The organism is Streptomyces anandii JCM 4720 (assembly GCF_014650655.1).
Lineage (GTDB): Bacteria > Actinomycetota > Actinomycetes > Streptomycetales > Streptomycetaceae > Streptomyces > Streptomyces anandii.
On the sequence record NZ_BMVJ01000009.1, the window covers coordinates 123,757 to 148,726 of the forward strand.

Below are 24,970 nucleotides of genomic sequence, written 5' to 3' on the forward strand. Positions count from 1 at the left end.
ATCTGCGCAAGGCCCGGCTCCGGGACGTCGTCTTCGAGGGCTGCGTGCTGGTGGAGCCGGACTTCGGGGGCGCGCGGCTGGAGCGGGTGGAATTCGTGGACTGCGCGCTCAAGGGCGCCGACCTCACCGCGGCCACCCTCGTGGACGTCGACCTGCGCGCGGCCGCGTCCCTGGAGATCGCCCGCGGGGTGGACCGGCTGACGGGCGCGGTGATCAGCACCGGCCAGCTGCTGGACCTGGCCCCGGTGCTGGCGGCGGCCCTGGGGGTGCGGGTGGAGGACTGAGCGCGGTCAGGGGAGGCGGGGGAAGCGGGCCTGGAGGGTCCAGACGGCCGGGTTCTCGCCCAGGTCCTCGTGCATGTCCACGAGGTCGGCGATCAGGTCGTGCAGGAAGTCCCGTGCCTCCCTGCGCAGATCCCGGTGGGAGAAGGTGAGCGGCGCCTCGCCGGCCGGCATCCAGTCGGCCTCGATGTCGACCCAGCCGAAGCGGCGCTCGAAGAGCATCCGGTCGGTGGACTCGGTGAAGTCCAGCTCCGCCCGCTGCGGACGCGAGGCCCGCGACCCGGCCGGGTCACGGTCCAGCCGCTCCACGATGTCGCACAGCGCCCACGCGAAGTCGAGCACCGGCACCCATCCCCAGGCCGTGGCCAGCTCGCGGTCCGCCTCCGTGTCCGCCAGGTACACATCACCGCAGAACAGGTCGTGCCGCAGCGCCCGCACGTCCGCCCGCCGGTAGTCGGTCTGCGGAGGGTCCGGGAAGCGGTTGGAGAGGGCGTAGCCGATGTCGAGCACGTAGGTGATCGTCCCACGGCCCCCGCATAGGATCGCACTCGTGTACCGATCCGCACCGGTTGTCCGAACCGCCACCGCCGCCACAGCGGTGCTCGCCCTCACCCTGACCGGCTGCGCGGGCGGAGTGCACGGCACCCCGGGCGGGCACGGGCTGCACGACGCGTACTTCCCCAAGGCGGGCAACGGCGGCTACGACGTCAGCCACTACGGCCTGACCCTCGACTACGACCCCGCCCGCCGTCACCTCACCGGCACGGCCGTGATCACCGCCCGGGCCGGCCAGGACCTGTCCGCCTTCGACCTCGACCTCGAGGGCCTCGACGTGCACAGCGTCACCGTCGAGGGCACACCGGCCCGCTTCAGCCGCGCCGGTCAGGAGCTCACCGTCCGCCCGCACGACGAGCTCGCCCAGGGGGAGACGTTCGCGGTGACGGTCCGCTACTCCGGCACCCCGCGGACCATCACCGACCCCGACGACTCCAAGGAGGGCTGGCTGCCCACCGCCGACGGCGCGCTCGCCCTCGGCGAGCCGACCGGCTCGATGGCGTGGTTCCCCGGCAACGACCATCCCTCCGACAAGGCCGCCTACGACGTCTCGGTCACCGTGCCGAAGGACCTCCAGGCCGTCTCCAACGGCGAGTTGCGGAGCGACACGGCCGTCGGCGGCCGCAGGACGTACCGCTGGCACACCGCCGAACCGATGGCGACGTACCTCGCCACCGTCGCGATCGGCCACTTCGACATCACCCGCAGCACCCTCGAGGACGGCCTGCCGGTGTACGTCGCCGTCGACCCCACCCAGTCGGAGGCGAGCCGCGCGGTCCTGGCGAAGCTCCCCGAGATCATGGAGTGGGAGGAGCACACCTTCGGCCCGTACCCCTTCTCCTCGGCCGGCGTGATCGTCGACCGGCCAGGGGACGCGGGCTACGCCCTGGAGACCCAGAACCGGCCCGTCTTCGCGGGCGCGCCCGAGCTGAACACCCTGGTCCACGAACTCGCCCACCAGTGGTACGGCGACTCCGTCACCCCCAGGAGCTGGCGGGACATGTGGCTCAACGAGGGGTTCGCCACCTACGCGTCGTGGCTGTGGGACGAGGACCACGGCGGCGACACCTGCCAGCAGACCTTCGACTCCCTCTACCGCGGCGACTACTTCGGCGACGACGCCGACAACAAGGCCCTGTGGTCCTACCCGCCCGCCCGGCCGAGCGACGCCGCGCACATCTCTGACCGGCCGGTCTACGAGCGCGGCGCGATGGTGCTGCACAAGATCCGTCAACTGGTCGGCGACGACGCCTTCTTCGGCATCCTCCGGGGCTGGGCCGCCGACCACCGGCACGGCAACGCGGACACCGACGAGTTCACCGCCTACGTCGAGAAGAAGGCGCCCGGCAAGGACTTCGGCCCGATCTGGAAGACCTGGCTGTACGGGGACGGCAAGCCCGCCCGTCCGTGAGGTCTCACAGCTCCTTGCGCAGCACCGCGCAGGGGCGGCCGAGCTGCCGGTCCTTGCGTCGGTCGATCACCTCGTAGCCGAGGGTGGTCCAGAAGGCGAGGGCACCGGGGTTGTTCTCCAGGACGGCCAGGCGCAGGGCGGTGCGGCCCGAGGCGCGGAAGCGGTCCTCCACGAGCGCGGCCAGCCGGCGGCCGAGGCCCCGGCGGTGGGCCGACGCGTCGACCATCAGCAGGCCGATCCACGGGTCCGGGTCGGCGGGGTCGGGGTGGTGTCCGAGCGTGATCGCCAGCCCGACGAGCCGCCCCTCGCTGCGGGCGAGCAGCACCTCGGCGGACGGGTCGGCGGAGTCCTCGGCGAGCGCGGCGGCGACCTGCTCGGGGCGGATGTCGTCCGGGTCGGGGAACTCGCCGCTGAGCTCGTGGAAGTCGCGGTTGGAGGCGTACAGCGCGGTGAGCTCGGTCAGCAGCTCGCCCGGCAGTTCCCGCTCGGGGCCGAGGGACAGGGGTTCGAGGATCACCCGCGCAAGGTATCGCGGCGTGCCGCCCGCCGCCGCGCCATTTACGGGGGGCCGGCCGAACGGCCGGAGCACCGGCCCGAGATGGGCCGGGGCTCCGCCGGTGCACCGGGCGCGGGCGTGCGCGCCGCGTACGAGTGTGCGCCGGGCGCGGGCGTCGTACGGTCAGACGTTGACGCCGAAGTCCTGGGCGATGCCGACCAGGCCCGAGGCGTAACCCTGGCCGACCGCGCGGAACTTCCACTCCGCGCCGTTGCGGTACAGCTCGCCGAAGACCATGGCGGTCTCGGTGGCCGCGTCCTCCGACAGGTCGTAGCGGGCGATCTCGGCGCCGCCGGCCTGGTTGACGATGCGGATGTAGGCGTTGCGGACCTGGCCGAAGTTCTGGCCGCGGTTCTCGGCGTCGTAGATGGAGACCGGGAAGACGACCTTGTCGATGTCGGCCGGGAGACCGGCGAGGTTGACGTTGATCGCCTCGTCGTCGCCGGCGCCCTCGCCGGTGCGGTTGTCACCGGTGTGGACGATGGTGTTGTCCGGGGTCTGCTTGTTGTTGAAGAAGACGAAGTGGCCGTCGGAGTACACCTTGCCCTGCGCGTTGACCGCGATGGCGGAGGCGTCGAGGTCGAAGTCCGTGCCGGTGGTGGTGCGGACGTCCCAGCCCAGGCCCACGGTGACGGCGGTCAGGCCCGGAGCTTCCTTGGTGAGCGAGACGTTGCCGCCCTTGGAGAGGCTTACAGCCATGGTGTGGGAGTCCCTTCCCTCGTTGCGTTGTGCGGACGAAGCTACCGCCACCTCTATGAACGCCAAGGGGGGTCCGCATGGTTCCGGATCTCTTTACCTTTTTTACCAAGTCCGCTCGAACACGCCGTCCGGCCCCGGCCGTCGCCGCCGCGAAAACCGGGTGACGTGGCCCGGACAGGAACGGGAACATGGGTGACATGTCCGGTCCCCATCTCATCCGCGGCTCCGTCGCGCTTCCCGAGGCCGAGCTGGCCTGGCGCTTCTCGCGGTCCTCGGGGCCCGGCGGACAGCACGTGAACACCAGCGACTCACAGGCCGAGCTGCGCTTCGACCTGGCCGGCACCGAGGCCCTGCCCGAGGTGTGGAAGCGGCGCGCCCTGGAACGGCTGGCGTCCCGCCTGGTCGACGGAGTGATCGTCGTACGGGCCTCCGAGCACCGCTCCCAGTGGCGCAACCGCGAGGCCGCGGCCGTACGCCTGGCGGCGCTGCTCGCCGAGGCGACCGCGCCCCCGCCCAGACCCCGCAGGCCCACCCGCGTCCCGCGCGGGATCAACGAGCGTCGCCTGCGCGAGAAGAAGCAACGTTCCGAGACCAAACGCGGCCGCTCGGGACGGGACTGGACCTAGGCCCTGTCCGCGAGGTCCGGCGCGCCGAGGTCCGGCGCGCCCACCGTCTGGCCGTCTGGCCGCCGGAATGCGGCTCAGCCCAGTTGGCGGTAACGGCCCTTGAAGTAGGTCAGGGGGCCGCCGTCGGCGCTCGGGACCCGGGCGGTCAGGACCCGGCCCACGACCAGGGTGTGGTCGCCCGCGGTCACGCGTTGCTCGGTGCGCAGTTCCAGGGTGGCGAGCGCCCCGCCGACCAGGGGGGCGCCGGAGACCTCGCCGCGGACGTAGGGGATGTCCTCGAAGAGCAGGCGGTCGCTGATGCGGCCCTTCATGGCGAACCGGCCGGCGATGTGGCGCTGGCTCTCGGTGAGGATCGACACCGCCCACAGGGGCTGCTCGGCGAGCAGGTCGTCCATGCGGGAGCCCTCCCGCAGGCTGACCAGGGCGAGGGGTGGGTCGAGGGACACCGAGACGAAGGCCGTGGCGGTCATGCCCACGTCCTCGCCGCCCGGCGCCAGCGGGTCGTCCGGGTCCAGCGGCGGCTCCTGCGCGGTCACCAGGACCACGCCGGCCGCCAGCCGGGACATCGCGGCGCGGAACTCCTCGTTGGTCACCCCCTCAGCATGCCCGGAGGCGGGCGTGGCGGTGGGGGTGGCGGAGGACGGCGCGAGGGATGTGTTCAGCACACATCAACGCTAGTCACCGGCTCGCGGCGCCCGCATCGGGCCTCCGCCCGAGCCGGGACCGAGGCCGGACGGACGCCGGACCTAGGACCGAAGACCCGGTCCCGGCGGACCTCTCGTGCATCATGTCCACACACCCACAAAGTTTGCGTTCAGTGAACGCACAGGGAAAACGCAGAAACTCCACTCAATTGTTCACGTTCAGCTGTGACTTGAGTCACAAGAGCCACTAATTGTTGACCCTGTGTACCGAGTGGGCTTCGCGCTGTGATTCAGTGGCGGAGACTGCACAGACGATACGCCGAAGAGCACCCTTGATTCGCTGCGAGGTCTCGGGGGGAGGGCGAGCATGGAGACCGAGTCGGAGCCGTACGTCCGTCTTGCGACCCTGCGGCAACTGCACCAGGTCATGGCGGACATGAACACCGCGCGCAGCCTGGCGGACACACTGCAGACCGTCGCGGACGGCGTGGTGAACGGCCTCGGTTACGAGCTGGCCTGCGTCAACCTCGTGCGCCCGGACGGCGACCTCGTCGTCGCCGCCTTCGCCGGCAACCCCGCCGCCGAGGCCCTGATCACCGGCCGGGTCGGCTCGCGCGACTCCTGGGAGCGGCGGCTGCACATGGGTGAGCACTGGGGCGACCTGGTGTTCATACCCCACACCGAGGGCTGGGTCCTCGACGACGACGACGTCCCGCAGTGGTACACGGACGGCCCCGCCCCGCGCTTCGAGGACGAGTGGCACCCCTCCGACCGTCTCTTCGCGCCCATGTACACGCCGGGCGCCCCCGACGGCCAGCGGGGCGAACTGCTCGGCGTGCTCTCCGTGGACCGCCCGCGCAACGGCCGCCGCCCCGGCGCCTGGGGCCGCGAGGCCCTCCAGATGTACGCCTTCCAGGCCGCCATCGCGATCAGCAACGCGCGTCTACGAGCCAATATGCAGCGCGCCCTGGTCCGCCTGGAGCGCGAGCAGCAGGCCCTGCGCGCCAGCGAGGAGAGCTTCCGCCAGGCCTTCGAGTACGCCCCTTCCGGCATGGCCATCGCCGAGATGGGCGGCGACCAGCACGGCCGCATCCTGCGCACCAACGACGCCCTGTGCCGTCTGCTCGGCCGGCCCGCCGCCGCGATGCGCCGCTACTCCTTCTCCGACCTCGTCCACCCCGAGGACATAGGCACCCTGCTGCGCACCTCCGCCGAGGGCGGCCGGGCGGAGCTCAGGCTGGCCCGCCGCGACGGGACCTACGTGTGGGTGTCCCTGCGCAACTCCGTGGTCGCCGACGCCGCCGACGGCCCCCGCTTCCTGCTCACCCACGTCGAGGACATCGAGGAGCGCAAGCGCCGCGAGCTGCACCTCGCCCACCGCGCCTCCCACGACTCGCTGACCGGCCTGCCCAACTCCGCCGAACTGCGCGCCCGCCTGTCGGCCCGCCTGTGCCGCCGCCCGGCGCACGCGGGCGAGCTGGAGAGCCTGGACGCGGCCTACGGCCACCCGGGCTACGACGTCGCCGGCTTCGACTTCCGCCCCGGCACCGAGTCGTACGACGCCTACGACCACCATGTGCACACCGTCGCCCCCGAGGGGGACCGGGACGACGGCACCAAGGGGCTCGCGGTCCTCTTCTGCGACCTCGACGGCTTCAAGTCGATCAACGACCGGTTCGGGCACAACGCGGGCGACGCCGTCCTCATCGAGGTCGCCCGGCGCCTGAGCAACGGAGTACGCGACGGCGACACCGTGGCCCGGCTCGGCGGCGACGAGTTCGTGATCCTCGCCAACGGGCTCGGCCGCGCCGACGCTGAGGACCTCGCCGTGCGGCTGCGCAACGAGATCATCCAGCCCATCCGCGCCGAGGGCCGGGCCGTCCGGGTCGGCGCCAGCTTCGGCATCGGCTGGGCCCACTGCGGCATGACGGCCGACGAAGTCCTGAAGTCCGCCGACGAACGGATGTACGTCGAGAAACGATCTCGTCCCAAACAGCACCGCCGGGCCGGATGATCCGCAGGTCAGTGCGCTGATGCGGTCGGAGTCACCCGTTTGGGCCCCGTGGAGCGGGTAGGCTCGCCATCCTCACGACGTACTGCATCCGCCCCGCACTGTTGAGGAGTACCAAGGGATGACGCCCGGCAACAACGGCGCGAGCACGCCCGAGGACGACGACCCGTTCGGCTACCTGTATGCCGATGGTCAGGCCAACGGAGCCCAGCCGCCCTCAGGCGGTTACGGCTACCCGGGCTCGGTCAACCGGGTCCGCGCGGTCGGTCAGCGGCAGTACGGCCAGCAGGCGGGTCAGCAGGCCCCCACGGCGCCCTACGGCCAGGTCCAGCAGCAGGGCGCCTACGGGCAGCCCAACGCCCACTACGCCGCCCCGGAGACCCTTCCCGGCGGCGCCCCCGCCGGCCGCCAGCAGGCGCAGGGCGGTGGAGGCCGCGGCCGGGGCCCGAACACCAAGGGCCTGCTGATCGGCGCTATCGCCGTGGTCGCGGCGGTCGTCATCGGCATCAGCGTGGCCATGCTCGGCGACAAGGGCGACAGCGGCGACAAGGCCGGCGGCACCGCCCCCACCGCCACCCAGAGCTCCCAGCCCAGCCCCTCCACGACCGACACCGCGGCCCCCGCCGGCGAACTCCCGAAGATCGACGCGAAGGCCCTCCAACTCGGCGGCGGCGCGAGCACCGCCTCCGACGTCAAGGGCGCCAAGGCGGACGGCGGCGTCTATGTGACGAACTTCAACAACGTCGGCGCCTCGGTCACCTGGAACGTCAACGGCATCCCGGCCGACGGCAAGTACACCGTGTACGTCGGCTACACCGTCCCCGGCAAGGACGGCACCGCCACCCTCACGGTCAACGGCTCGGTGTCCGAGACGCCCGTCAAGCTCAGCAACTACGCCCACGCCCCCGAGGGCGGCTACGAGAAGGGCTGGACGAACACGTACAACTACATCCAGCTCAACAAGGGCACCAACACGATCAAGATCTCCTGCGAGCAGGGCAACCAGTGCGACGCCTATCTGGACCAGGTGTGGCTGGTGAAGGGCTGGGTCAACTCCGGCGGCTGACCCCTGTCACGCCGCGCTGACCTCCCCGGTCACCGACACGCGGTTCAGCAGTTCCTCGTAGGCCGGGCTGTCGAACTCGCCCGCCGTGGGGGACAGGACCGTTGCCGTGGAGAGCGCGACCGCTCGGGCCAGGCGGGCGGGCCAGGGGAGGTGTTCGACCAGGCCCGAGAGCAGGCCCGCGACCGCCGAGTCGCCGGCGCCGGTCGGGTTGCCCTGGACACGGGCGGGCGGGACGGCCCGCCAGGTGCCCTCCGGGGTGTGGGCCAGCAGGCCCTCGGCGCCCAGTGAGACGACCACCGCGTGGGCCCCGCGCCTGCGGGCGTCCTGGGTGGCCCGGCGCGGCTCGTGGGAGCCGGTGAGCTCGGCCAGTTCGTCGGCGTTGGGCTTGATGAGGTCGGGGCGGGCCGCCACCCCGCGCCGCAGCGCCTCCCCGCCGGTGTCCAGCAGCACGGGCACGTTCGCGGCCCGCGCGGTGCGCACCAGACCGGCGTACGCACCCACCGGCAGTCCGGGCGGCAGGCTGCCGCACAGCGCCACCGCCGACACCGAGCCCAGCAGGTCCTCGTAGACGTCCTGGAAGGCGGACCACTCGGCGGGGGAGACGACCGGGCCCGGCTCGTTGAGCTGGGTGGTGTCGCCGGTGCGCTCGTCGACCACGGCGACCGTGCGCCGCGTGCGGCCGGCGCACGGCACCAGGGCGTCCGTCAGGCCCCGCACCCCGGCGAGCCCCTCGCGCAGCTCGCGCCCGGTGCTGCCGCCCGCGAACCCCGTGACGGTCACCGCGTGGCCGAGGGCCGCCAGCACCCGGGCCACGTTGACGCCCTTGCCGCCGGGCCGTTCGCCCACTTCGGTCACCCGATGCGAGGTGTGCGGCATGAGAACCGGCACCCGGTAGGTGATGTCGAGAGCGGTGTTCAGCGTGACCGTGAGGATCACCTGGGCCGACCTCCCCCGAGTAAGCGCGTCCGTTCGCGGTGTTCCGGAGGTTCGATCATGCCAAAGACGCGGCGGACCGCCCACCCCCAGTGCCTGTCGTCAGATTCCCGCCTGCCTCCGGGCGGACGACGGGAATGTGACGACAGGCCCTCGGACGGCCCACCGCGTACGGGCGGCGGGACGGATCAGCCCAGTCGGGGCTCAACCACCCACTCGCCGTGCCGCATCACTCCCCTGACCCCGAAGTCCTCGTCGAGCAGCACCAGGTCGGCGTCCTTGCCGGGCTCCAGCGAGCCCACCCTGTCGTCCAGGCCGAGCAGCCGGGCCGGGTTGGCGGACAGCGCGGCCACCACGTCCCCGACGGGCAGCCCGTCCACGGTGACCGCCCGCTTGAACGCGCGGTCCAGCGTGAGCGTGGACCCCGCGATCGAGCCGCCCTCGACCAGCCGAGCCACCCCGTCCGCGACCTCGACCTCCAGCGGGCCGAGCATGTAGCGGCCGTCGCCGGAGCCGGCCGCGTCCATCGCGTCGGTGATGAAGGCCACCCGGGCCGCGCCGGCGTGGTGGAAGGCCAGCTCGAGTGCGGCCCGGTGCAGGTGCACGCCGTCGTTGATCAGCTCCACGGTGACCCGCTCGTCCTCCAGCAGGGCCGCGATCGGGCCGGGGGAGCGGTGGCCGAGGACGGGCATCGCGTTGAACAGGTGGGTGGCGACGGTGGCCCCGGCGTCGATCGCCTCGACCGTCTGCTCGTACGTGGCGTCGGTGTGCCCGATCGCCGCGATCACCCCGTGGTCGGCCAGCAGCCGTACGGAGTCGATCCCGCCGGGCAGTTCGGCGGCCAGGGTCATCATCTTCGCCCGGCCGCGCGCCGCCTCGATCAGCTTGCGCACCTCCGCCGGGTCCGGGTCGCGCAGCAGCGCCTCGGAGTGCGCGCCCTTGCGGCACGGGGAGATGAACGGCCCCTCGAAGTGGATGCCCGCGATGTCGCCCTGCTCGGCCAGTTCCGACAGCAGCCCGGCCTGCTTGGCGAGGACGCCCATGTCGTCGGTGACGGTGGAGGCGACGACGGTGGTGGTGCCGTGCGCCCGGTGCGCGTGCACGGCGGTGAGCACGTCGTCGGCCGAGCCGGAGAAGGCCGCCCCGCCGCCGCCGTGGTTGTGCATGTCGACGAAGCCGGGGACCAGCCAGTGCCCGCTCACGTCGAGGACCTCGGCGCCCTCGGGAGCGCTCCCGGCGATCCGCGTGCCCTCGACGCTCACGCGGCCGCCGTCCACGATCCCGGTGGGCAGTACCACCCGGGCACCGGCGAGAACCTTGCTAGTGGCCATCAGGTGGTTACCTCCGGGGAGTCGTAGGGGAGTTGATCAGGTCCCAGGCGAGGAGTCCCGCGCCCAGGCAGCCGGCGGTGTCCCCGAGGGCGGCGGGGACGACGGTGGGCAGCTTCTGGAAGGTGACGCGCCGCTGAATGGCCTCGCGCAGCGGGGCGAACAGCGTCTCCCCTGCCTCGGCGAGCCCGCCGCCGATGATCAGCGTGCGCGGGTCGAGCAGGGTGAGCGCGGTGACCAGGCCGTCGGCCAGGGCGTCCACGGCCTCCTGCCAGACCCGCGCGGCCCGTGCGTCCCCGGACTCGACGGCCTTGGCGCAGTCCGCCGCGTCCGCTTCCGGGTCCCCGCACGCGGCGGCCCATGCCTGGCTGACCGCCGCCGCGGAGGCGAACCGCTCCAGGCAGCCGCGCTGCCCGCACGGACAGGGGATGCCCCCGGGGCGTACGACGATGTGGCCGATCTCGCCCGCGAAGCCGTGCGCGCCCGCCTCCACCCGGCCGTCGATGCCGATGGCGCCGGCGATGCCGGTGCCCAGCGGCACGAAGAAGAACCGGTCGGCGCCCCGGCCGGCCCCGATGCGGCCCTCGGCGAGACCGCCGGTGCGCACGTCGTGGCCGAGGGCGACGGGGACGCCGAGCCGTTCGCCCAGCAGGTCGCGCAGCGGTACGTCGCGCCAGCCGAGGTTGGCGGCGTAGGCGGCCACGCCCCGCTCCTCGTCGACGATGCCGGGGACGGCCACGCCGGCCGCGACCGCCGGGGCGCCGAAGCGGTCCGCGCCGTGGGCGGCGAGCTCGGCGGCGAAGCCGAGGATGCCCTCGACCACGGCGTCGGGTCCGCGCTCGCGGCCGGTGGCCCGGCGTGCCTGGTGCAGCAGGGTGCCGTCGGCCGCGACCAGCGCGGCCTTCATCCCGGTGCCGCCCACATCGAGGGCGATGACGTGTTCCACGGGGGACAGTGTGACGCTTACACCCACAAGAGGTCTAGTCCACTCGCGTGGTGTAGACCTTATGGCTGACGTTTTGAAAGTTTTCGCCTTGCGGCAGCACAGGGTTCCACTCCTGTGCGGTTCCGTTCGGCGAGTCGACGACGGGTTGGGGCGTACAGGCAGTGCAGCGGCGCAGGACAGGAATGATCGCTCTGGCGGTTGCCATGGGCATGACAGCAATCCTCGGCGGCTGCGGGAGCACCGGCTCCTCCGGCGTCACGCTCAGACTCGTCGCCGCCGACTACGGCGACTCGGCCGCCAACAGCTCCAAGAAGTACTGGGACCGGTTGGCCCAGGAATACGAGAGCGCCCACCCTGGTGTGAAGGTCCAGGTCAGCGTCTACTCCTGGAACGACGTCGACCGCAAGGTCAAGCAGATGGCCGACGCCGGCGACCCGCCGGACATCGCGCAGATCGGCGCCTACGCCGACTACGCGGCCAAGGGCTTGCTCTACAAGGCCGACGACGTGCTGTCCATCCCGGTCCAGGCCGACTTCCTCGGCCAGCTCTCCGACGCGGGGCAGGTGCGGCACGTGCAGTACGGCATCCCGTTCGCGGCCTCCACGCGCGTGCTCTTCTACAACAAGACCCTGTTCGCCAAGGCGAACCTCACCCCGCCCACGACCTGGGCGGAGCTCGCCACCGACGCGGCCGCGCTGAAGGCCCGGGGCGTGAAGTACCCGTACGCGCTGCCGCTCGGCCCCGAGGAGGCGCAGGCCGAGACCATGCAGTGGCTGCTCGGCGGCGGCTCGGGCTACACCGACGACATCGGCACGTACACGATCGACTCCGCGCAGAACGTCGAGACGTTCACCTGGCTGCGGGACGAGCTGGTGGGCAAGGGGCTGACCGGCCCGGTCGCGCCCGGCAAGCTCAACCGCGCCGACGCCTTCGACGCCTTCGCGCGCGGTGAGGTCGGCATGCTCAACGGCCACCCCACGCTGATGCAGCAGGCCGACAGGAAGGGCGTGAAGTTCGGCATGGTGCCGATGCCCGGCAGAAACGGTACGCCGAAGTCGACCATGGGCGTGGCCGACTGGATGATGGCCTTCAAGAAGAGCGGCCACCGGGACCAGATCGGCGACTTCCTCGACTTCGTCTACAGCGAGAAGAACGTCCTCGCCTTCTCCCGCGAGTACGACCTGCTGCCCGTGACCGGCTCCGCCTCCGACGCGATGAACGCGGCCGAGCAGGACAAGGCCCTGCGGCCCTTCCTCTCCGAACTCCCGCTCGCCCAGCTCTACCCGGTCGGCAAGACCTCCTGGGCGCAGGTCAGCGCGGACCTGAAGAAGCGGATCGGCCGTGCGGTCGCGCCCGACGGCAGCCCCGCCGCGGTCCTCGGGCAGCTCCAGGCCACGGCGACCGCCGCGGACAGCGCGGAGAACGCGAAGTAGGCCCTTGTGGTCGGTGTCGGTGTCGGTGTCGCTGTCGGCGGCGGGGGCTACGGTGCCGTTATGGACATGGACATGGACGCGGACGACACCGGTGCCCCGGCCGACGGGAGCCCGGTGCCGGGGCTGGACCGCCGTGAGCGGGACATCCTCGCCCTGGAGCGCCGCGGCTTCTCCGGCCCCGGCGCCAAGGAGCGCGCGATACGCGAGGAGCTCGGCCTGTCCCCGGTCCGCTACTACCAGCTCCTGAACGCCCTCCTGGACGACACCCGCGCCCTCGCCCACGACCCGGTGACCGTCAACCGCCTGCGCCGGGTGAGGAACTCCCGCCGGTCGGAGCGCTAGGGCCTTTCGTCCGGATCAGGCCGGCTCCGGGTCACCTCGCTGCCCGCTCGGATCGGCCGGGAAGATCCGGAAGTAAGGCCCTGGGCCGGCGGCGGGCCGCCGGGTCGAGGAGTGCGGGGGGCCCGGGGTGGATAGGTTCGGCGTATGGGCAGCCATCACTTGGACTCGACGGACCATCCCGACGCCCCCCTGCCGGTGCCCGCCACCCAGGCCGGGCGGGACGGGCTGGCCGCGATACTCGCGCGGCCCGAGCGTGCGGTGATCGCGCTCGACTTCGACGGGACGCTCGCGCCGATCGTCCCCGACCCCGACCAGGCCCGCGCCCACCCGGACGCCGTCCCGGCCCTGGCCGCGCTCGCGCCGAAGGTGGCCTCCGTGGCCGTGGTCACCGGGCGCCCGGCCGGTGTCGCGGTGCGCAACGGCGGCTTCGCGGGCGTGCCTGGCCTGGAGCACCTCGTCGTCCTCGGCCACTACGGCGCCGAGCGCTGGGACGCGGCCACCGGCACCGTCACCGCCCCGGCCCCGCACCCCGGCGTCGCCGCCGTGCGGGCCGAACTGCCGGGCGTCCTGGACCGCGTCGGAGCCTGGCAGGGCACCTGGATCGAGGAGAAGGGCCGCTCCCTGGCCGTCCACACCCGCCGCGCCGAGGACCCGCAGGCCGCCTTCGACCTCCTGCGCGAGCCCCTCGCCGACCTGGCCGGCCGCCACGGCCTGATCGTCGAACCCGGCCGCATGGTCCTCGAACTGCGCCCCCCGGGCATGGACAAGGGTGTCGCCCTGGCCGACTACGTCCGCGACCGCGGCGCCACCTCGGTCCTCTACGCCGGCGACGACCTCGGCGACCTCCCCGCCTTCACCGCCGTCGACAAACTCCGCCTGGACGGAGTACCGGGCGTCCTGGTCTGCAGCGGCAGCACAGAGGTGACGGAACTGTCGGAACGCGCCGACCTGGTGGTACCCGGCCCGGCGGGAGTGGTGCACCTGCTGTCCGACCTGGCCGGCCGACTCCCGTAACCGGTCCGGAGCGCCGCTTGCCCCGGCGGACGGGGCGTCGGCGGGGCGGCCGGAGCCCGGTCGGTGCCCGGCGGTCCGCGGCCCGCCGGTATCCGGGCGGAACGCCGACGGCTCAGGTGGTCCTCTCCTGGCGCAGGGCCGAGAGCTGGTCCAGGAACCACTGGGTGGGTGGGAGGGCCGTTGCCGCGTCGGCCAGGCGCTTGGCTCGTTCCGCTCGTTCGGGGCCCGGCATGCTGAGCGCCTCGTGGAGGGCCTGGGCCGTGGCCACCACGTCGTAGGGGTTGATCTCGATCGAGTCGTCGCCCAGCTCCGCGTGGGCGCCGGCCTCCCGGGACAGCACCAGCGCGCAGCCCGCGTCGGAGACGACCGGGACCTCCTTGGCGACCAGGTTCATCCCGTCCCGGATCGGGTTGACCAGCGCGACGTCCGCGATCCGGTACGCCGCCAGCGAGCGCGCGAAGTCGTCCTTGACGTGCAGCACGACCGGCGTCCACCCGGGCGTCCCGTACCGCTCGTTGATCTCCTCCGCCAGCCGCCGCACCTCGGCGGTGTACTCCCGGTACACCGCGAGGTCCTGCCGCGAGGGGTAGGCGAACGCGACGTGCACCACCCGCTCCCGCCACTGCGGGAAGTCCTCGAGCAGCCGCCGGTAGGCGAGCAGCCCACGCACGATGTTCTTGGACAGCTCCGTGCGGTCCACCCGCACGATCGTCCGGCGCGGCCCGCCGTCCGGCCCCGCCCCGATCTCCTCGCGCAGCGCCGCCATCCGCTCGAAGACGTCCGACCGGTGCGACCGCTCCCGCAGGAAGTCCGCGTCCGCGCCCAGCCCGTGCACCCCCACCCGCGTGCCGCCGAGCCCGCCCACCAGCGCCTCGCAGCACCCGGCGAAGGCGTCCGCCCACCGCTGGGTGAGGAAGCCCAGCCGGTCCGCGCCCAGCATGCCGTGCAGCACCTGCCCGGCGATGTCGTCGGGCAGCATCCGGAAGTAGTCCACCGGCGCCCACGGCGTGTGCGAGAAGTGCCCGATCCGCAGATCCGGCCGGAAGTCGCGCAGCATCCCCGGCACCAGCGTCAGGTGGTAGTCCTGCACCAGCACCGCCGCGCCCTCGGCCGCCTCCTCCGCCAGCGCCTGCGCGAACGCCCGGTTGTAGGCCTCGTAGGACCGCCACTGGCGGCGGAACTCCGCGTCGAAGACGGGCTCCAGCGGGGTCTGGTACAGCATGTGGTGGACGAACCACAGCACCGAGTTCGCGATGCCGTTGTACGCGTCGGCGAAGACCTCCGCGTCGATGTCGAGCATCCGTACCTGCTGCCCGCCGGTCGCCTCCGAAGGCAGCCGCCGGCCGCCCTCGAAGCGCCGCACCGCCTCCCGGTCGGCGTCGCCGAGAGCGGCGCACACCCAGACGGCACCCGCGTCCGGGCCGATCGCGGACAGCCCGGAGACCAGCCCTCCGCCTCCGCGTTTCGCGTGCAGCGAGCCGTCCTCGCGCACTTCGTACGAAACCGGGCCGCGATTGGACGCGACCAGCACCTCGGCACCGTGCGTTGAGACCATGGTCCTCAACCTAGCCCGGCCCTCAAACGCTCAAACGTACGGTTCCGCTTCGTAGAGCGGCCGTATACGACCCGCCCGGCCATTCACGCCACTTCACGCCACCTTCCGGGCCGCGTACTCCGCGATCTCCGTCATCGGCGGCCGCTCCTCGGTGTCCACCGAATAGGTGCGCGGCTCGAAGCCCTCCTCGCCCCGCTCGAACTGCGTCAGCAGGGGGCGGACCAGGTGGCCGCGGGCCAGCCGGAGCTGGGCGGTGCGGTAGATGGCGGCGGCCATCCGGCCGAGCGCCTGCCCGTCCTGGTGCCGGTGCTTGCGCACGCCGACGTCGACCTGGGCGAGCGCGTCCAGCCCCACCAGGTGCAGCGCGTCCACGAGCATGCCGAGCTCCACGCCGTAGCCGACCGGGAACGGCAGCTGCTCCAGCAGCGAGCGGCGGGCCGCGTACTCGCCGCCGAGCGGCTGCACGAAGCCGGCCAGCCGCGGCCAGTGCATGTTGAGCAGCGGCCGCGCCATCAGCTCGGTGACCCGTCCGCCCTGCCCGGCCGCCCCGCCGAGCGGGCGGTCGTACATCGCCTTGACCAGCTGCACGTCCGGCTCGGTGAGCAGCGGGCCCACGATGCCGGTGACGAAGTCGGAGGAGAACTCCCTGAGATCGGCGTCGATGAAACAGATCACGTCCCCGCGCGTGACGAGCAGCGAGCGCCACAGCACCTCGCCCTTACCTGGGACGGCGGGGACGCGGGGCAGGATCCCGTCCCGGTGAACGACCCGCGCGCCCGCGGCGGCGGCGACCGCGGAGGTGCGGTCGGTGGAGCCGGAGTCGACCACCACGATCTCGTCGACGAGCGGTACCTGCTCCACGAGGTCCTGGCGGATCACCGCGACGATGTCGCCGACCGTCTCCTCCTCGTTGAGCGCGGGCAGCACGACGGAAACCGACTGGCCCGTGCGCTGCTTGGCCGCCAGGATCTGGTGCAGCGGACGATCGGTCACGGACCAGGAGCGGGTGGCGAGCCAACGCTCGACTTCTTCCAGCACGGTCAGCGGCTCCTCACGTGTCTCGCGCTTCGTGTCTCGCGCTTCGGACGACTATCTCAACTCTCCTGGCCTTCGGTTACAGTCTTGAACAACGCCGGTGACCATCGCATGTCGGGGTCCACCGCGCGTTCACAACCGCATACCGCTCATCCAGAGGGGCAGAGGGACACGGCCCGATGAAGCCCCGGCAACCCTCCAGCCGGTTCTCGTAGATCAATGATCGCTCGCGAGGCTCCCGGCTAGGGAAGGTGCCAAATCCGTCTCACGGCGAGATGCGTCGTGGGGAAGATGAGGAGAAAGGGCCTCGCCTCCATGGCTGTGCAGACAGTTGCCACCAGCACCGACCCCTCCGCCGTCGACCTCGGCCCCGCCGCAGCGCTGAGCTGCCGCGAGTGCGGCCACCGCGTCCCGCTCGGCCCGGTCTTCGCCTGCGAGGAGTGTTTCGGCCCGCTGGAGATCGCCTACGACTTCTCGGCGTACGACACCGAGGAGCTGCGCAAGCGGATCGAGGCGGGCCCCGCGAACATCTGGCGGTACGCCCCGCTGCTGCCCGTCCCCGCGGACGTGGCGACCAAGCCGAACCTCAACCCGGGCTGGACCAAGCTCGTCCAGGCCGACCACCTCGCCGGCGAACTCGGCGTCGAGACCGGCAAGCTCTTCGTCAAGGACGACTCCGGAAACCCGACGCACTCCTTCAAGGACCGCGTGGTCGCGCAGGCGCTCGAGGCGGCGCGCGCGTTCGGCTTCACCACCCTGTCCTGCTCCTCCACCGGCAACCTGGCCGGTGCCGTCGGCGCCGCCGCCGCCCGGGCCGGCCTGCGCTCCTGTGTGTTCATCCCGCACGACCTGGAGCAGGGCAAGGTCGTCATGGCCGCGATCTACGGCGGCGAACTCGTCGGCATCGAGGGCAACTACGACGACGTGAACCGCTTCTGCTCCGAGCTGATCGGCGACCCGGCCGGCGAGGGCTGGGGCTTCGTCAACGTCAACCTGCGGCCGTACTACGCCGAGGGCTCCAAGACGCTGGCGTACGAGATCTGCGAGCAGCTCGGCTGGCGGCTGCCCGACCAGATCGTCGTGCCGATCGCCTCCGGCTCGCAGCTGACCAAGGTCGACAAGGGACTTCAGGAGCTCGTCAAGCTCGGTCTGGTCGAGGACCGGCCCTACAAGATCTTCGGCGCCCAGGCCAAGGGCTGCTCGCCGGTGTCCACCGCCTTCAAGGCCGGCCACGACGTGGTCCGTCCGCAGAAGCCGGACACCATCGCCAAGTCCCTCGCCATCGGCAACCCGGCCGACGGCCCCTACGTCCTCGACATCGCCCGCCGCACCGGCGGTGCCGTGGAGGACGTGACCGACGAGCAGGTCGTCGACGCGATCAAGCTGCTGGCCCGCACCGAGGGCATCTTCGCGGAGACGGCGGGCGGCGTGACGGTCGGCGTGACGAAGAAGCTGATCGAGGACGGCCTCCTGGACCCGTCGCTCACCACGGTCGTCCTGAACACCGGCGACGGCCTCAAGACGCTGGACGCGGTGGCCGGCACCGGCCTGACCGCGACGATCCGCCCCACCCTGGACTCCTTCCGGGAGGCCGGCCTCGCATGACAGGCCGCCGCCCCGCCGTCCCAGAGCATCCGACCGGAGGTCCCACCGCATGAGCGTGACCGTTCGCATCCCGACCATCCTGCGCACCTACACCGGCGGCCAGGCCGAGGTGAGCGCCGAGGGCGCGACGCTCTCCGAGGTCATCTCCGACCTGGAGAAGAACCACACCGGCATCGCCGCCCGCGTCCTGGACGACCAGGGCAAGCTGCGCCGCTTCGTCAACGTCTACGTCAACGACGACGACGTCCGCTTCGAGCAGGGCCTGGAGACCGCCACCCCGGACGGCGCCGGCATCTCGATCATCCCGGCGGTCGCCGGCGGCTGAGCGGGGCCGGCGGGCCGCCCGCGCGGGCTGGTCATTACCTCTGGACATTACCTTCGGTAACGTCCATCACGCACAGTTCACCGAATTGCCCCCTCCGTGAGAGAAGCGGAGGGGGCAATTCTGCGTGATTGAGCGCGGTACAGTTGGGGAACGCGCTCCTGATCCACGGGGCGCGGACCCCGGATTGGTGCCGCAGGCCCGACAAGAAGTAGCCAAAGTGTGTGCCTTTTCTGCGGCATTTGTCTTGCTTATGGGGCCCGACTTGCCCTGAATTCGGGCGAATTATCACCACATTCCGGACCGGGCGCGTCCAGAATTCTCGTCCGATTGACCTGTTGCAGACGGCAGTTGGACAGATACATTCAGCCGCGGTCGACGCGTTCCGGCGCACGCCCCCATTCCACGGGGGGTGAGGTCTGACCCGGGTCCGCGAAGTGCGGATCTGTGCAAGGGCCAGTAATAGGGGAGTTAGGCATGGCTCAGGGCACCGTCAAGTGGTTCAACGCGGAGAAGGGGTACGGCTTCATCGCGGTCGACGGTGGTGCGGACGTCTTCGTCCACTACAGTGCGATCCAGATGGACGGCTACCGCACGCTGGAAGAGGGCCAGCGGGTCGAGTTCGAGATCTCGCAGGGCCAGAAAGGCCCGCAGGCCGACATGGTCCGCGTCACGGCCTGAATCGCGCGACCACCGCAAGCGATCTTCTTCTTCGAGGGGCTCGCACTCCACCGGAGTGCGGGCCCCTCGGCGTGCGCGCCCCCGTGCGCGAGTGTTCGCCGACGGCTTCAGCGCGCCGCCGTACGTAGAGAGGCGCTTGTGCCCGCCCGTCACCCGACCACCACTCCCCATCGAGCCCGCTTCGCGGGCGCTTGCACTCTCGGGGGTCGAGTGCTAATCATTGGCGTTAGCACTCTGAAGGTGAGAGTGACAACGAAGGACCGGGTCGGTGAGGCCCGCAGGCCGGGTGGGGCAAGGAACCACGAGGCCGGCGAGCCGTCCGTCGCGGGCGCGGGCGCGGTCCGAAGGAATCACCCCCAGTCCTGGAGGGACCACTTCACATGGCCAAGATCATCGCGTTCGACGAGGAGGCGCGGCGAGGCCTCGAGCGCGGCATGAACCAGCTCGCGGACGCCGTCAAGGTGACCCTCGGCCCCAAGGGCCGCAACGTCGTCCTCGAGAAGAAGTGGGGCGCCCCCACGATCACCAACGACGGTGTCTCCATCGCCAAGGAGATCGAGCTCGAGGACCCGTACGAGAAGATCGGCGCCGAGCTGGTCAAGGAAGTCGCCAAGAAGACGGACGACGTCGCCGGTGACGGTACGACCACCGCGACCGTGCTCGCCCAGGCCCTGGTCCGCGAGGGCCTGCGCAACGTGGCCGCCGGCGCCAACCCGATGGCTCTGAAGCGCGGTATCGAGAAGGCCGTCGAGGCCGTCTCCGCCGCCCTGCTCGACCAGGCCAAGGAGGTCGAGACCAAGGAGCAGATCGCCTCCACCGCCTCCATCTCCGCCGCCGACACCCAGATCGGCGAGCTCATCGCCGAGGCCATGGACAAGGTCGGCAAGGAAGGCGTCATCACCGTCGAGGAGTCGCAGACCTTCGGTCTGGAGCTCGAGCTCACCGAGGGCATGCGCTTCGACAAGGGCTACATCTCCGCCTACTTCGCCACCGACATGGAGCGCATGGAGGCGTCGCTCGAGGACCCGTACATCCTCATCGCGAACTCCAAGATCGGCTCCGTCAAGGACCTGCTCCCGCTCCTCGAGAAGGTCATGCAGTCGGGCAAGCCGCTGCTGATCATCGCCGAGGACGTCGAGGGCGAGGCCCTGTCGACCCTGGTCGTCAACAAGATCCGCGGCACCTTCAAGTCCGTCGCCGTCAAGGCCCCGGGCTTCGGCGACCGCCGCAAGGCCATGCTCGGCGACATCGCCATCCTCACGGGCGGCGAGGTCATCTCCGAGGAGGTCGGCCTCAAGCTGGAGAACGCGACCCTGGACCTCCTGGGCCGCGCCCGCAAGGTCGTCATCACCAAGGACGAGACCACCATCGTCGACGGCGCCGGCTCCGCCGACCAGGTCGCGGGCCGCGTGAACCAGATCCGCGCCGAGATCGAGAACAGCGACTCCGACTACGACCGCGAGAAGCTGCAGGAGCGCCTGGCGAAGCTCGCCGGCGGTGTCGCGGTCATCAAGGCCGGTGCCGCCACCGAGGTGGAGCTCAAGGAGCGCAAGCACCGCATCGAGGACGCCGTGCGCAACGCCAAGGCGGCCGTCGAGGAGGGCATCGTCGCCGGTGGTGGCGTGGCCCTGCTGCAGGCCTCCCAGGTCTTCGAGAAGCTGGAGCTCGAGGGTGACGAGGCGACCGGCGCCAACGCCGTGAAGCTCGCCCTGGAGGCCCCGCTGAAGCAGATCGCCGTCAACGGTGGTCTCGAGGGCGGCGTCGTCGTGGAGAAGGTGCGCAACCTGGCCGTCGGCCACGGTCTGAACGCCGCCACCGGCGAGTACGTCGACATGATCGCCGAGGGCATCATCGACCCGGCGAAGGTGACCCGTTCCGCGCTGCAGAACGCCGCCTCCATCGCCGCGCTGTTCCTCACCACCGAGGCCGTCATCGCCGACAAGCCGGAGAAGGCCGCGGCCCCGGCCGGCGGCGGCATGCCGGGTGGCGACATGGACTTCTGATCGACCCGAGGGTTGATCGCCTGTCCCAAGGACCGAGGGCGGTACGTCCAGCTACCAGCTGGGGGTACCGCCCTCGGGCGTTCCCGCCCGCACCCGGCTCAGGCCGTGCGGCCGACCTTGAGCACATGAACGGTGACAGTGCCCCCGTCCGGCCGGTAGAGAACCCTCCAAGCCCCCACATGCCACCGGTGGTACCCGGAGCTGCCCAAGGCGTGCGCTGCCTCCGGGCGGGGCTCATCGGCCAGCTCGCGTCAAGTCAACACGCGGGGAGGGAGGGCGGGTTGAACCCGCCGCCCATTCCTTGAAAAGACAGCTCGAAGCTCGCCACGTGAGCCTCGGGGCAACGTCGAGGAGGACCGGCAGCACGCAGTCGCGGGCCGGCCGATGTTGTCGAAGCGCGCTGGCACTCCTTACGACTCGGCTGGGAGTGGCGGCAAGCGGTGCACCAAAGCCGCTCGCCCGGGCGTCCGTACCCGGGTATCGTCCCGCTGCTGGAGGCTGCCGCCACTCAACCACGACTCCGGCGGCTGTATCCGGTCACCAGCTACTTCACGCTGTTCTTCAGCAGTTCCACCAGCTACCCCTGGACCGTGCAGATCGGCTGGATCCAGCCCCTGCACAACGGACGGTTTGTTGTTCGCCGGTGCAGTCCCTCCGCCGTGATAGGCGAAGCCGACACCGCCGAAGAGGCGGTGAGCCTGGTGCTCGTCAGCCGTGCTTGACCTTCTCCACGAACGTCGACCACGTCTCGGTCCGGAACGTGAGCTTCGGGCCGAGGGGGGTCTTGGAGTCGCGGATCACGGGGATCAGGGTGCCCCGGACGCTTGCCATTTCCAGGCAGTTGCCGCCCTCGCCGCCGCTGTAGCTGGACTTGTGCCAGTCGGCCCACGTCAGGTCGTACTCACGGGTGGTCTTCTCCATGTTCGTAATCCTGCGCCACCGACTCGATCAGGGCCAGGGAGTCATGAGGCGAAAGTGCCGAGGCTTGAAGGAGGTTGAACGTCAGCGTGTGGCGCTTGACCGTCGCCGGATCGTCCAGCAGCTTTCCCATGTCCGGACCTTCGACGAAGGACAGTGAGGGCGCGTCCTCGAAGTCCATGAGCTTGAGAGGGCCGGTCAGCGCGGCGTGCGCTCCGGCGTCGAACGGCAGTACCTGCACGATGACCCGATGGGCGCGGGCCAGTTCGGCCACGTGGCCCAGGGCCTCGGACATCACCGCGCCGCCGCCGACCGGGCGGCGCAGTACCGCCTCGTCCAGGATCGCCCACAACAGAGGTGTTGTTGGATCGTCGAGCACGCACGCCCGTGCGAGGCGGGCGGTCACCAGGTCGGTGATCTCGGGGTCCGGTGCCGTCGGCTTGTACGCGCGGAAGACCGCTTCCGCGTAGGCCCTGGTCTGCAACAGTCCCGGGATCAGGAGCTGGGCGTACTCCCTGATCGCCGTGGCGACCGCCTCCGCCTCCGCCGCTTCTGCGAAGTGATCCGGGTAGCGGGACTTGGCCAGGGCCGTGCAGTTGCGGGTGAAGAAGCCGCTGGTGCCCAGGACCTCGTCCAGTTGGGCGGCGAGTTCCACGTGCATGCGCCGTGTGCCCGCCTCCAGCTGGCCGATGAACGAGCCGCTGACGAAGAGGGGTTCGCCCAGCTCGGCCTGGCTGAGGCCCTGTCTCTCGCGGGCGTGGCGGAGTTCGGCGCCGAGCAGGGCGCGCGGTGATGAGGACGGGTCGAGGTCCTTCGGGCCTGGCATGGCAACTCCCTGTCGTACAGGAGTGGTTGTTGGTGCGCCGCTACTGGCCAGGTTAGAGGCGTGACGGACACGCTGTGTGGTGAACGTGAACACTCAGCGTGGAGGGAACGGCGTGGCGGAGACGACGAAGAGTGACCGGCCGCCCGCGCGGACGGCCCCGGAGGCGGTGGAGCGGCTGCGGGCCGCTCTGGGCGGGGCGGGCATCGTCCTGCCGTCGCTGCGGGTCGACCCGGTGACGGGCGCGCACGGTGATCCATACGCCCTGGTCGACCTCGGGCGGTGCAACCTCGGCGTGGCCTGGCGGCTCGCCGCCGCCCTGGGGGTGTGCGGCGGCGATGACGTATGAGCGGCGAGACGCCGGCGATCGGCGCGTACGCCGTCGACGTGCGGGACGGGCGCATCGGTGAGGTGATGGGCCGCGAGGGAGGGTACGTGCAGCTGCGGCCGGTGGGTGGCGGGCGGGAGTGGGACTGTCCGCCGGGGGAGCTGGGGGAGGCGGCGCCGGGCGAGGTGCTGCGGGAGCGGGTGCGGCGGCTCAACCGCGAGGCCCGGCTTCCGTGAGGCCCGGCTTCGTAAGAACCCCGGGGGCCGGGAATGGCGTGGTGCACCGCACAGTTGATGTCGATGCGCAGTGCATGCGCGTGCACATACCATTTGGTATCCAACCGCTCTGCCGAGGAGACCCCCACCGTGACCGTCACCGCCTCCGAGTCCGCCGCTTCCCGCGCGGCGCAAGTCCTCTCGCGTCCCGTCACGCTCAACGGACTGACCGTCCCCAACCGGATCGTCATGGCGCCGATGACCCGCATGTTCTCGCCGGGCGGCGTCCCGGGCGAGGACGTGCTGTCGTACTACGCCCGCCGGGCCGCCGCCGGTGTGGGCCTGATCGTCACCGAGGGCACGTACGTGGGGCACGACTCGGCCGGTGAGAGCAGCCGGGTGCCGCGGTTCCACGGCGAGGAGCAGCTCGCGGGCTGGGCGAAGGTCGCCGAGGCGGTGCACGCGGCCGGCGGCACGATCGTGCCGCAGCTGTGGCACATCGGCATGGTCCGCAAGCCGGGCCGGCCGCCCTTCCACGAGGCGCCGCCGGTCGGCCCCTCCGGCCTGCGCATCGGCGAGTCCGAGGTCACCGGCAAGGCGATGACGCAGCAGGACGTGGACGACGTCGTCGCCGCCTTCGCCGAGGCGGCCGCGGCGGCCGAGCGCATCGGCTTCGACGGCGTCGAGCTGCACGGCGCCCACGGCTACCTGCTCGACCAGTTCCTGTGGGCGGGCACCAACCGCCGTACCGACGCTTACGGCGGCGACCCGGTGGCCCGTGCCAAGTTCGCCGCCGAGATCGTGGCCGCGGTGCGCTCGGCCGTCTCGCCCGAGTTCCCGGTGATCTTCCGCTACTCGCAGTGGAAGCAGGAAGCGTACGACGCGAGGCTCGCCGAGACCCCGGAGGAGCTGGAGGCGATCCTCACCCCGCTCGCGGCCGCAGGCGTCGACGTCTTCCACGCCTCCACGCGCCGCTACTGGCTCCCGGAGTTCGAGGGCTCGGACCTCAACCTCGCGGGCTGGACCAAGAAGCTGACCGGCAAGCCGGTCATCACCGTCGGCTCGGTGGGGCTGGACGGTGACTTCATCAAGGCGTTCCAGGGCGAGGGCGCGGCGCTCGGCAACCTGGACAACCTGCTGGACCGCATGGAGCGTGACGAGTTCGACATGGTGGCGGTCGGCCGCGCGCTGCTGCAGGACCCGGAGTGGGCGGCGAAGGTGCTCGGCGGCCGCTTCGACGAGCTGGAGCCGTACGACGCGGCGTCCATGACCAGGCTGACCTGAGCTCCCGGCAACTCCCGAGAGGCCGGTCCGCGGGGGCGCCCTACAGGCCGCCCATCGGCTCGATGTCCACGCGTACGGGGCTGCCCCAGATCCGTACGACCTCGTAGTCGGTGAACTCGTGCACGAGCCGGTAGGCCATCGCGGCGCGGGGCGCCCGGCGCTGGGCGTTGATGTAGAGCTCGGCCTCGCGCCGGTCCCGGCGCGGGGTCCCGCACAGCTGCCACTCCCGCCCGTTCCACAGCTCCGGCAGCCAGCGCTGCTGGGGCTGCGGCCGGTCCCCGCGCACGCCGTAGCGCGAGGGCGCGCGGTCGGCCGGCTCGGCGGCGGGCGGCGCGTACGCGGCGTACGCACCGTCG

At 71.5% G+C, this 24,970-nt stretch carries 27 protein-coding genes, 2 pseudogenes and 1 riboswitch; of the genes and pseudogenes, 16 read left to right on the plus strand and 13 right to left on the minus strand.

What is annotated here, in order from left to right; translation table 11 throughout:
• On the plus strand, nt 1-284 hold a 284-nt coding region (locus IE249_RS37670; protein ID WP_229858760.1), incomplete at its 5' end, for a pentapeptide repeat-containing protein.
• A 6-nt stretch (nt 285-290) separates the two neighbouring features.
• Here the strand turns inward: IE249_RS37670 and IE249_RS18020 are convergent.
• A complete protein-coding gene (locus IE249_RS18020) occupies nt 291-791 on the minus strand; it encodes a hypothetical protein (RefSeq protein WP_189705850.1) in 501 nt (166 codons plus the stop codon).
• Nucleotides 792-831: 40 nt separating this feature from the next.
• On the opposite strand from IE249_RS18020, the gene IE249_RS18025 reads away from it, so the two are divergent.
• Nucleotides 832-2,247, plus strand: coding sequence for a M1 family metallopeptidase (locus IE249_RS18025; RefSeq protein ID WP_189705851.1), 1,416 nt, complete (start codon nt 832-834; stop codon nt 2,245-2,247).
• 4 nt (nt 2,248-2,251) lie between these two features.
• On the opposite strand, the gene IE249_RS18030 is transcribed toward IE249_RS18025, so the two are convergent.
• Together IE249_RS18030 and IE249_RS18035 are read right to left on the minus strand one after the other, a co-directional pair.
• Nucleotides 2,252-2,764 carry a GNAT family N-acetyltransferase gene (locus IE249_RS18030; RefSeq protein ID WP_189705852.1) on the minus strand — a complete coding sequence of 171 codons (513 nt, stop codon included), beginning with the start codon at nt 2,762-2,764 and terminating at the stop codon, nt 2,252-2,254.
• Between the two features lie 162 nt (nt 2,765-2,926).
• Nucleotides 2,927-3,502 (minus strand): TerD family protein, encoded by a 576-nt coding sequence (locus IE249_RS18035; RefSeq protein WP_189705853.1) that lies wholly within the window; start codon nt 3,500-3,502, stop codon nt 2,927-2,929.
• 188 nt (nt 3,503-3,690) lie between these two features.
• Here IE249_RS18035 and arfB point away from each other — a divergent pair, with 188 nt between their 5' ends.
• Nucleotides 3,691-4,128: an alternative ribosome rescue aminoacyl-tRNA hydrolase ArfB gene (gene arfB / locus IE249_RS18040; protein WP_189705854.1), complete on the plus strand. Its 438-nt coding sequence runs from the start codon at nt 3,691-3,693 to the stop codon at nt 4,126-4,128.
• 74 nt (nt 4,129-4,202) lie between these two features.
• On the opposite strand, the gene IE249_RS18045 is transcribed toward arfB, so the two are convergent.
• Complete coding sequence (locus tag IE249_RS18045; RefSeq protein WP_189705855.1) at nt 4,203-4,793, minus strand: flavin reductase family protein; 591 nt, start codon at nt 4,791-4,793, stop codon at nt 4,203-4,205.
• Nucleotides 4,794-5,139: 346 nt separating this feature from the next.
• Between IE249_RS18045 and cdgB the strand changes: the two genes are divergently transcribed.
• A complete protein-coding gene (cdgB, locus tag IE249_RS18050) occupies nt 5,140-6,786 on the plus strand; it encodes a diguanylate cyclase CdgB (protein WP_189705856.1) in 1,647 nt (548 codons plus the stop codon).
• A 118-nt stretch (nt 6,787-6,904) separates the two neighbouring features.
• A complete protein-coding gene (locus IE249_RS18055) occupies nt 6,905-7,849 on the plus strand; it encodes a CBM35 domain-containing protein (RefSeq protein ID WP_189705857.1) in 945 nt (314 codons plus the stop codon).
• A gap of 6 nt (nt 7,850-7,855) precedes the next feature.
• Here the strand turns inward: IE249_RS18055 and IE249_RS18060 are convergent, their stop codons facing one another.
• From IE249_RS18060 to IE249_RS18070, 3 genes are all read right to left on the minus strand, one after another.
• Nucleotides 7,856-8,785, minus strand: coding sequence for a 1-phosphofructokinase family hexose kinase (locus IE249_RS18060; protein ID WP_189705858.1), 930 nt, complete (start codon nt 8,783-8,785; stop codon nt 7,856-7,858).
• Nucleotides 8,786-8,970: 185 nt separating this feature from the next.
• The gene (gene nagA, locus IE249_RS18065; protein ID WP_189705859.1) at nt 8,971-10,113 is read right to left on the minus strand and encodes an N-acetylglucosamine-6-phosphate deacetylase; all 1,143 of its coding nucleotides are present in this window, start codon (nt 10,111-10,113) and stop codon (nt 8,971-8,973) included.
• A gap of 7 nt (nt 10,114-10,120) precedes the next feature.
• Nucleotides 10,121-11,056: an ROK family protein gene (locus IE249_RS18070; protein WP_189705860.1), complete on the minus strand. Its 936-nt coding sequence runs from the start codon at nt 11,054-11,056 to the stop codon at nt 10,121-10,123.
• 161 nt (nt 11,057-11,217) lie between these two features.
• On the opposite strand from IE249_RS18070, the gene IE249_RS18075 reads away from it, so the two are divergent.
• The 3 genes from IE249_RS18075 to otsB all read left to right on the plus strand — a co-directional run bounded on the left by IE249_RS18075 (nt 11,218) and on the right by otsB (nt 13,845).
• Nucleotides 11,218-12,489, plus strand: a complete 1,272-nt coding sequence (locus IE249_RS18075) for an ABC transporter substrate-binding protein (RefSeq protein WP_444544809.1) — start codon at nt 11,218-11,220, stop codon at nt 12,487-12,489.
• 66 nt (nt 12,490-12,555) lie between these two features.
• Entirely contained in the window at nt 12,556-12,831 is a 276-nt protein-coding gene (locus IE249_RS18080) for a DUF3263 domain-containing protein (RefSeq protein ID WP_373304414.1), read from the plus strand.
• A 144-nt stretch (nt 12,832-12,975) separates the two neighbouring features.
• The gene (gene otsB, locus IE249_RS18085; protein ID WP_189705862.1) at nt 12,976-13,845 is read left to right on the plus strand and encodes a trehalose-phosphatase; all 870 of its coding nucleotides are present in this window, start codon (nt 12,976-12,978) and stop codon (nt 13,843-13,845) included.
• Between the two features lie 112 nt (nt 13,846-13,957).
• Here otsB and IE249_RS18090 read toward each other — a convergent pair whose 3' ends face one another.
• Together IE249_RS18090 and IE249_RS18095 are read right to left on the minus strand one after the other, a co-directional pair.
• On the minus strand, nt 13,958-15,400 hold the full coding sequence (locus IE249_RS18090; protein WP_189705863.1) for an alpha,alpha-trehalose-phosphate synthase (UDP-forming): 1,443 nt from the start codon (nt 15,398-15,400) through the stop codon (nt 13,958-13,960).
• Between the two features lie 93 nt (nt 15,401-15,493).
• The gene (locus tag IE249_RS18095; protein ID WP_189705864.1) at nt 15,494-16,438 is read right to left on the minus strand and encodes a glucosyl-3-phosphoglycerate synthase; all 945 of its coding nucleotides are present in this window, start codon (nt 16,436-16,438) and stop codon (nt 15,494-15,496) included.
• Between the two features lie 143 nt (nt 16,439-16,581).
• Nucleotides 16,582-16,733, plus strand: a riboswitch (SAM riboswitch).
• A 17-nt stretch (nt 16,734-16,750) separates the two neighbouring features.
• Here IE249_RS18095 and thrC point away from each other — a divergent pair.
• From thrC to groL, 4 genes are all read left to right on the plus strand, one after another.
• Nucleotides 16,751-18,040, plus strand: coding sequence for a threonine synthase (gene thrC, locus IE249_RS18100; protein WP_189705865.1), 1,290 nt, complete (start codon nt 16,751-16,753; stop codon nt 18,038-18,040).
• Between the two features lie 49 nt (nt 18,041-18,089).
• Complete coding sequence (locus IE249_RS18105; RefSeq protein WP_189705866.1) at nt 18,090-18,365, plus strand: MoaD/ThiS family protein; 276 nt, start codon at nt 18,090-18,092, stop codon at nt 18,363-18,365.
• A 474-nt stretch (nt 18,366-18,839) separates the two neighbouring features.
• Nucleotides 18,840-19,043: a cold-shock protein gene (locus IE249_RS18110; protein ID WP_004986573.1), complete on the plus strand. Its 204-nt coding sequence runs from the start codon at nt 18,840-18,842 to the stop codon at nt 19,041-19,043.
• 380 nt (nt 19,044-19,423) lie between these two features.
• Complete coding sequence (gene groL / locus IE249_RS18115) at nt 19,424-21,046, plus strand: chaperonin GroEL (protein WP_189705867.1); 1,623 nt, start codon at nt 19,424-19,426, stop codon at nt 21,044-21,046.
• A gap of 98 nt (nt 21,047-21,144) precedes the next feature.
• Here groL and IE249_RS40050 read toward each other — a convergent pair whose 3' ends face one another.
• Entirely contained in the window at nt 21,145-21,291 is a 147-nt protein-coding gene (locus IE249_RS40050; protein ID WP_373304415.1) for a type II toxin-antitoxin system RelE family toxin, read from the minus strand.
• Between the two features lie 150 nt (nt 21,292-21,441).
• Between IE249_RS40050 and IE249_RS18125 the strand changes: the two are divergent.
• Nucleotides 21,442-21,768 (plus strand): annotated as a pseudogene (locus IE249_RS18125) (DUF6193 family natural product biosynthesis protein); the annotation flags it as partial.
• Here IE249_RS18125 and IE249_RS18130 read toward each other — a convergent pair.
• Both IE249_RS18130 and IE249_RS18135 read right to left on the minus strand, forming a co-directional pair.
• Nucleotides 21,755-21,967 carry a DUF397 domain-containing protein gene (locus tag IE249_RS18130; RefSeq protein ID WP_189705870.1) on the minus strand — a complete coding sequence of 71 codons (213 nt, stop codon included), beginning with the start codon at nt 21,965-21,967 and terminating at the stop codon, nt 21,755-21,757. The pseudogene IE249_RS18125 and the gene IE249_RS18130 sit on opposite strands and share 14 nt — an antisense overlap.
• Nucleotides 21,948-22,790, minus strand: a complete 843-nt coding sequence (locus tag IE249_RS18135) for a helix-turn-helix domain-containing protein (RefSeq protein ID WP_189705871.1) — start codon at nt 22,788-22,790, stop codon at nt 21,948-21,950. The genes IE249_RS18130 and IE249_RS18135 overlap by 20 nt, the downstream gene beginning before the upstream one ends.
• Nucleotides 22,791-22,902: 112 nt before the next feature.
• On the opposite strand from IE249_RS18135, the gene IE249_RS18140 reads away from it, so the two are divergent.
• The 3 genes from IE249_RS18140 to IE249_RS18150 all read left to right on the plus strand — a co-directional run bounded on the left by IE249_RS18140 (nt 22,903) and on the right by IE249_RS18150 (nt 24,614).
• A complete protein-coding gene (locus IE249_RS18140; protein ID WP_189705872.1) occupies nt 22,903-23,136 on the plus strand; it encodes a hypothetical protein in 234 nt (77 codons plus the stop codon).
• Entirely contained in the window at nt 23,133-23,351 is a 219-nt protein-coding gene (locus IE249_RS18145) for a hypothetical protein (RefSeq protein ID WP_189705873.1), read from the plus strand. Before IE249_RS18140 ends, IE249_RS18145 begins: the two co-directional genes overlap by 4 nt.
• 129 nt (nt 23,352-23,480) lie before the next feature.
• Entirely contained in the window at nt 23,481-24,614 is a 1,134-nt protein-coding gene (locus IE249_RS18150) for an NADH:flavin oxidoreductase (RefSeq protein ID WP_229858762.1), read from the plus strand.
• Between the two features lie 40 nt (nt 24,615-24,654).
• On the opposite strand, the pseudogene IE249_RS37675 reads toward IE249_RS18150, so the two are convergent.
• Nucleotides 24,655-24,970, minus strand: a pseudogene (locus IE249_RS37675) (hypothetical protein); the annotation flags it as partial.

Bases quoted from the DNA above. Each gene is read 5' to 3' on its own strand.
- IE249_RS18035 (WP_189705853.1), bottom strand. From the start codon at position 3,502: ATGGCTGTAAGCCTCTCCAAGGGCGGCAACGTCTCGCTCACCAAGGAA.
- arfB (WP_189705854.1), top strand. From the start codon at position 3,691: ATGGGTGACATGTCCGGTCCCCATCTCATCCGCGGCTCCGTCGCGCTT.
- cdgB (WP_189705856.1), top strand. From the start codon at position 5,140: ATGGAGACCGAGTCGGAGCCGTACGTCCGTCTTGCGACCCTGCGGCAA.
- IE249_RS18055 (WP_189705857.1), top strand. From the start codon at position 6,905: ATGACGCCCGGCAACAACGGCGCGAGCACGCCCGAGGACGACGACCCG.
- nagA (WP_189705859.1), bottom strand. From the start codon at position 10,113: ATGGCCACTAGCAAGGTTCTCGCCGGTGCCCGGGTGGTACTGCCCACC.
- IE249_RS18080 (WP_373304414.1), top strand. From the start codon at position 12,556: ATGGACATGGACGCGGACGACACCGGTGCCCCGGCCGACGGGAGCCCG.
- otsB (WP_189705862.1), top strand. From the start codon at position 12,976: ATGGGCAGCCATCACTTGGACTCGACGGACCATCCCGACGCCCCCCTG.
- IE249_RS18090 (WP_189705863.1), bottom strand. From the start codon at position 15,400: ATGGTCTCAACGCACGGTGCCGAGGTGCTGGTCGCGTCCAATCGCGGC.
- thrC (WP_189705865.1), top strand. From the start codon at position 16,751: ATGGCTGTGCAGACAGTTGCCACCAGCACCGACCCCTCCGCCGTCGAC.
- IE249_RS18105 (WP_189705866.1), top strand. From the start codon at position 18,090: ATGAGCGTGACCGTTCGCATCCCGACCATCCTGCGCACCTACACCGGC.
- IE249_RS18110 (WP_004986573.1), top strand. From the start codon at position 18,840: ATGGCTCAGGGCACCGTCAAGTGGTTCAACGCGGAGAAGGGGTACGGC.
- groL (WP_189705867.1), top strand. From the start codon at position 19,424: ATGGCCAAGATCATCGCGTTCGACGAGGAGGCGCGGCGAGGCCTCGAG.
- IE249_RS18130 (WP_189705870.1), bottom strand. From the start codon at position 21,967: ATGGAGAAGACCACCCGTGAGTACGACCTGACGTGGGCCGACTGGCAC.
- IE249_RS18135 (WP_189705871.1), bottom strand. From the start codon at position 22,790: ATGCCAGGCCCGAAGGACCTCGACCCGTCCTCATCACCGCGCGCCCTG.
- IE249_RS18145 (WP_189705873.1), top strand. From the start codon at position 23,133: ATGAGCGGCGAGACGCCGGCGATCGGCGCGTACGCCGTCGACGTGCGG.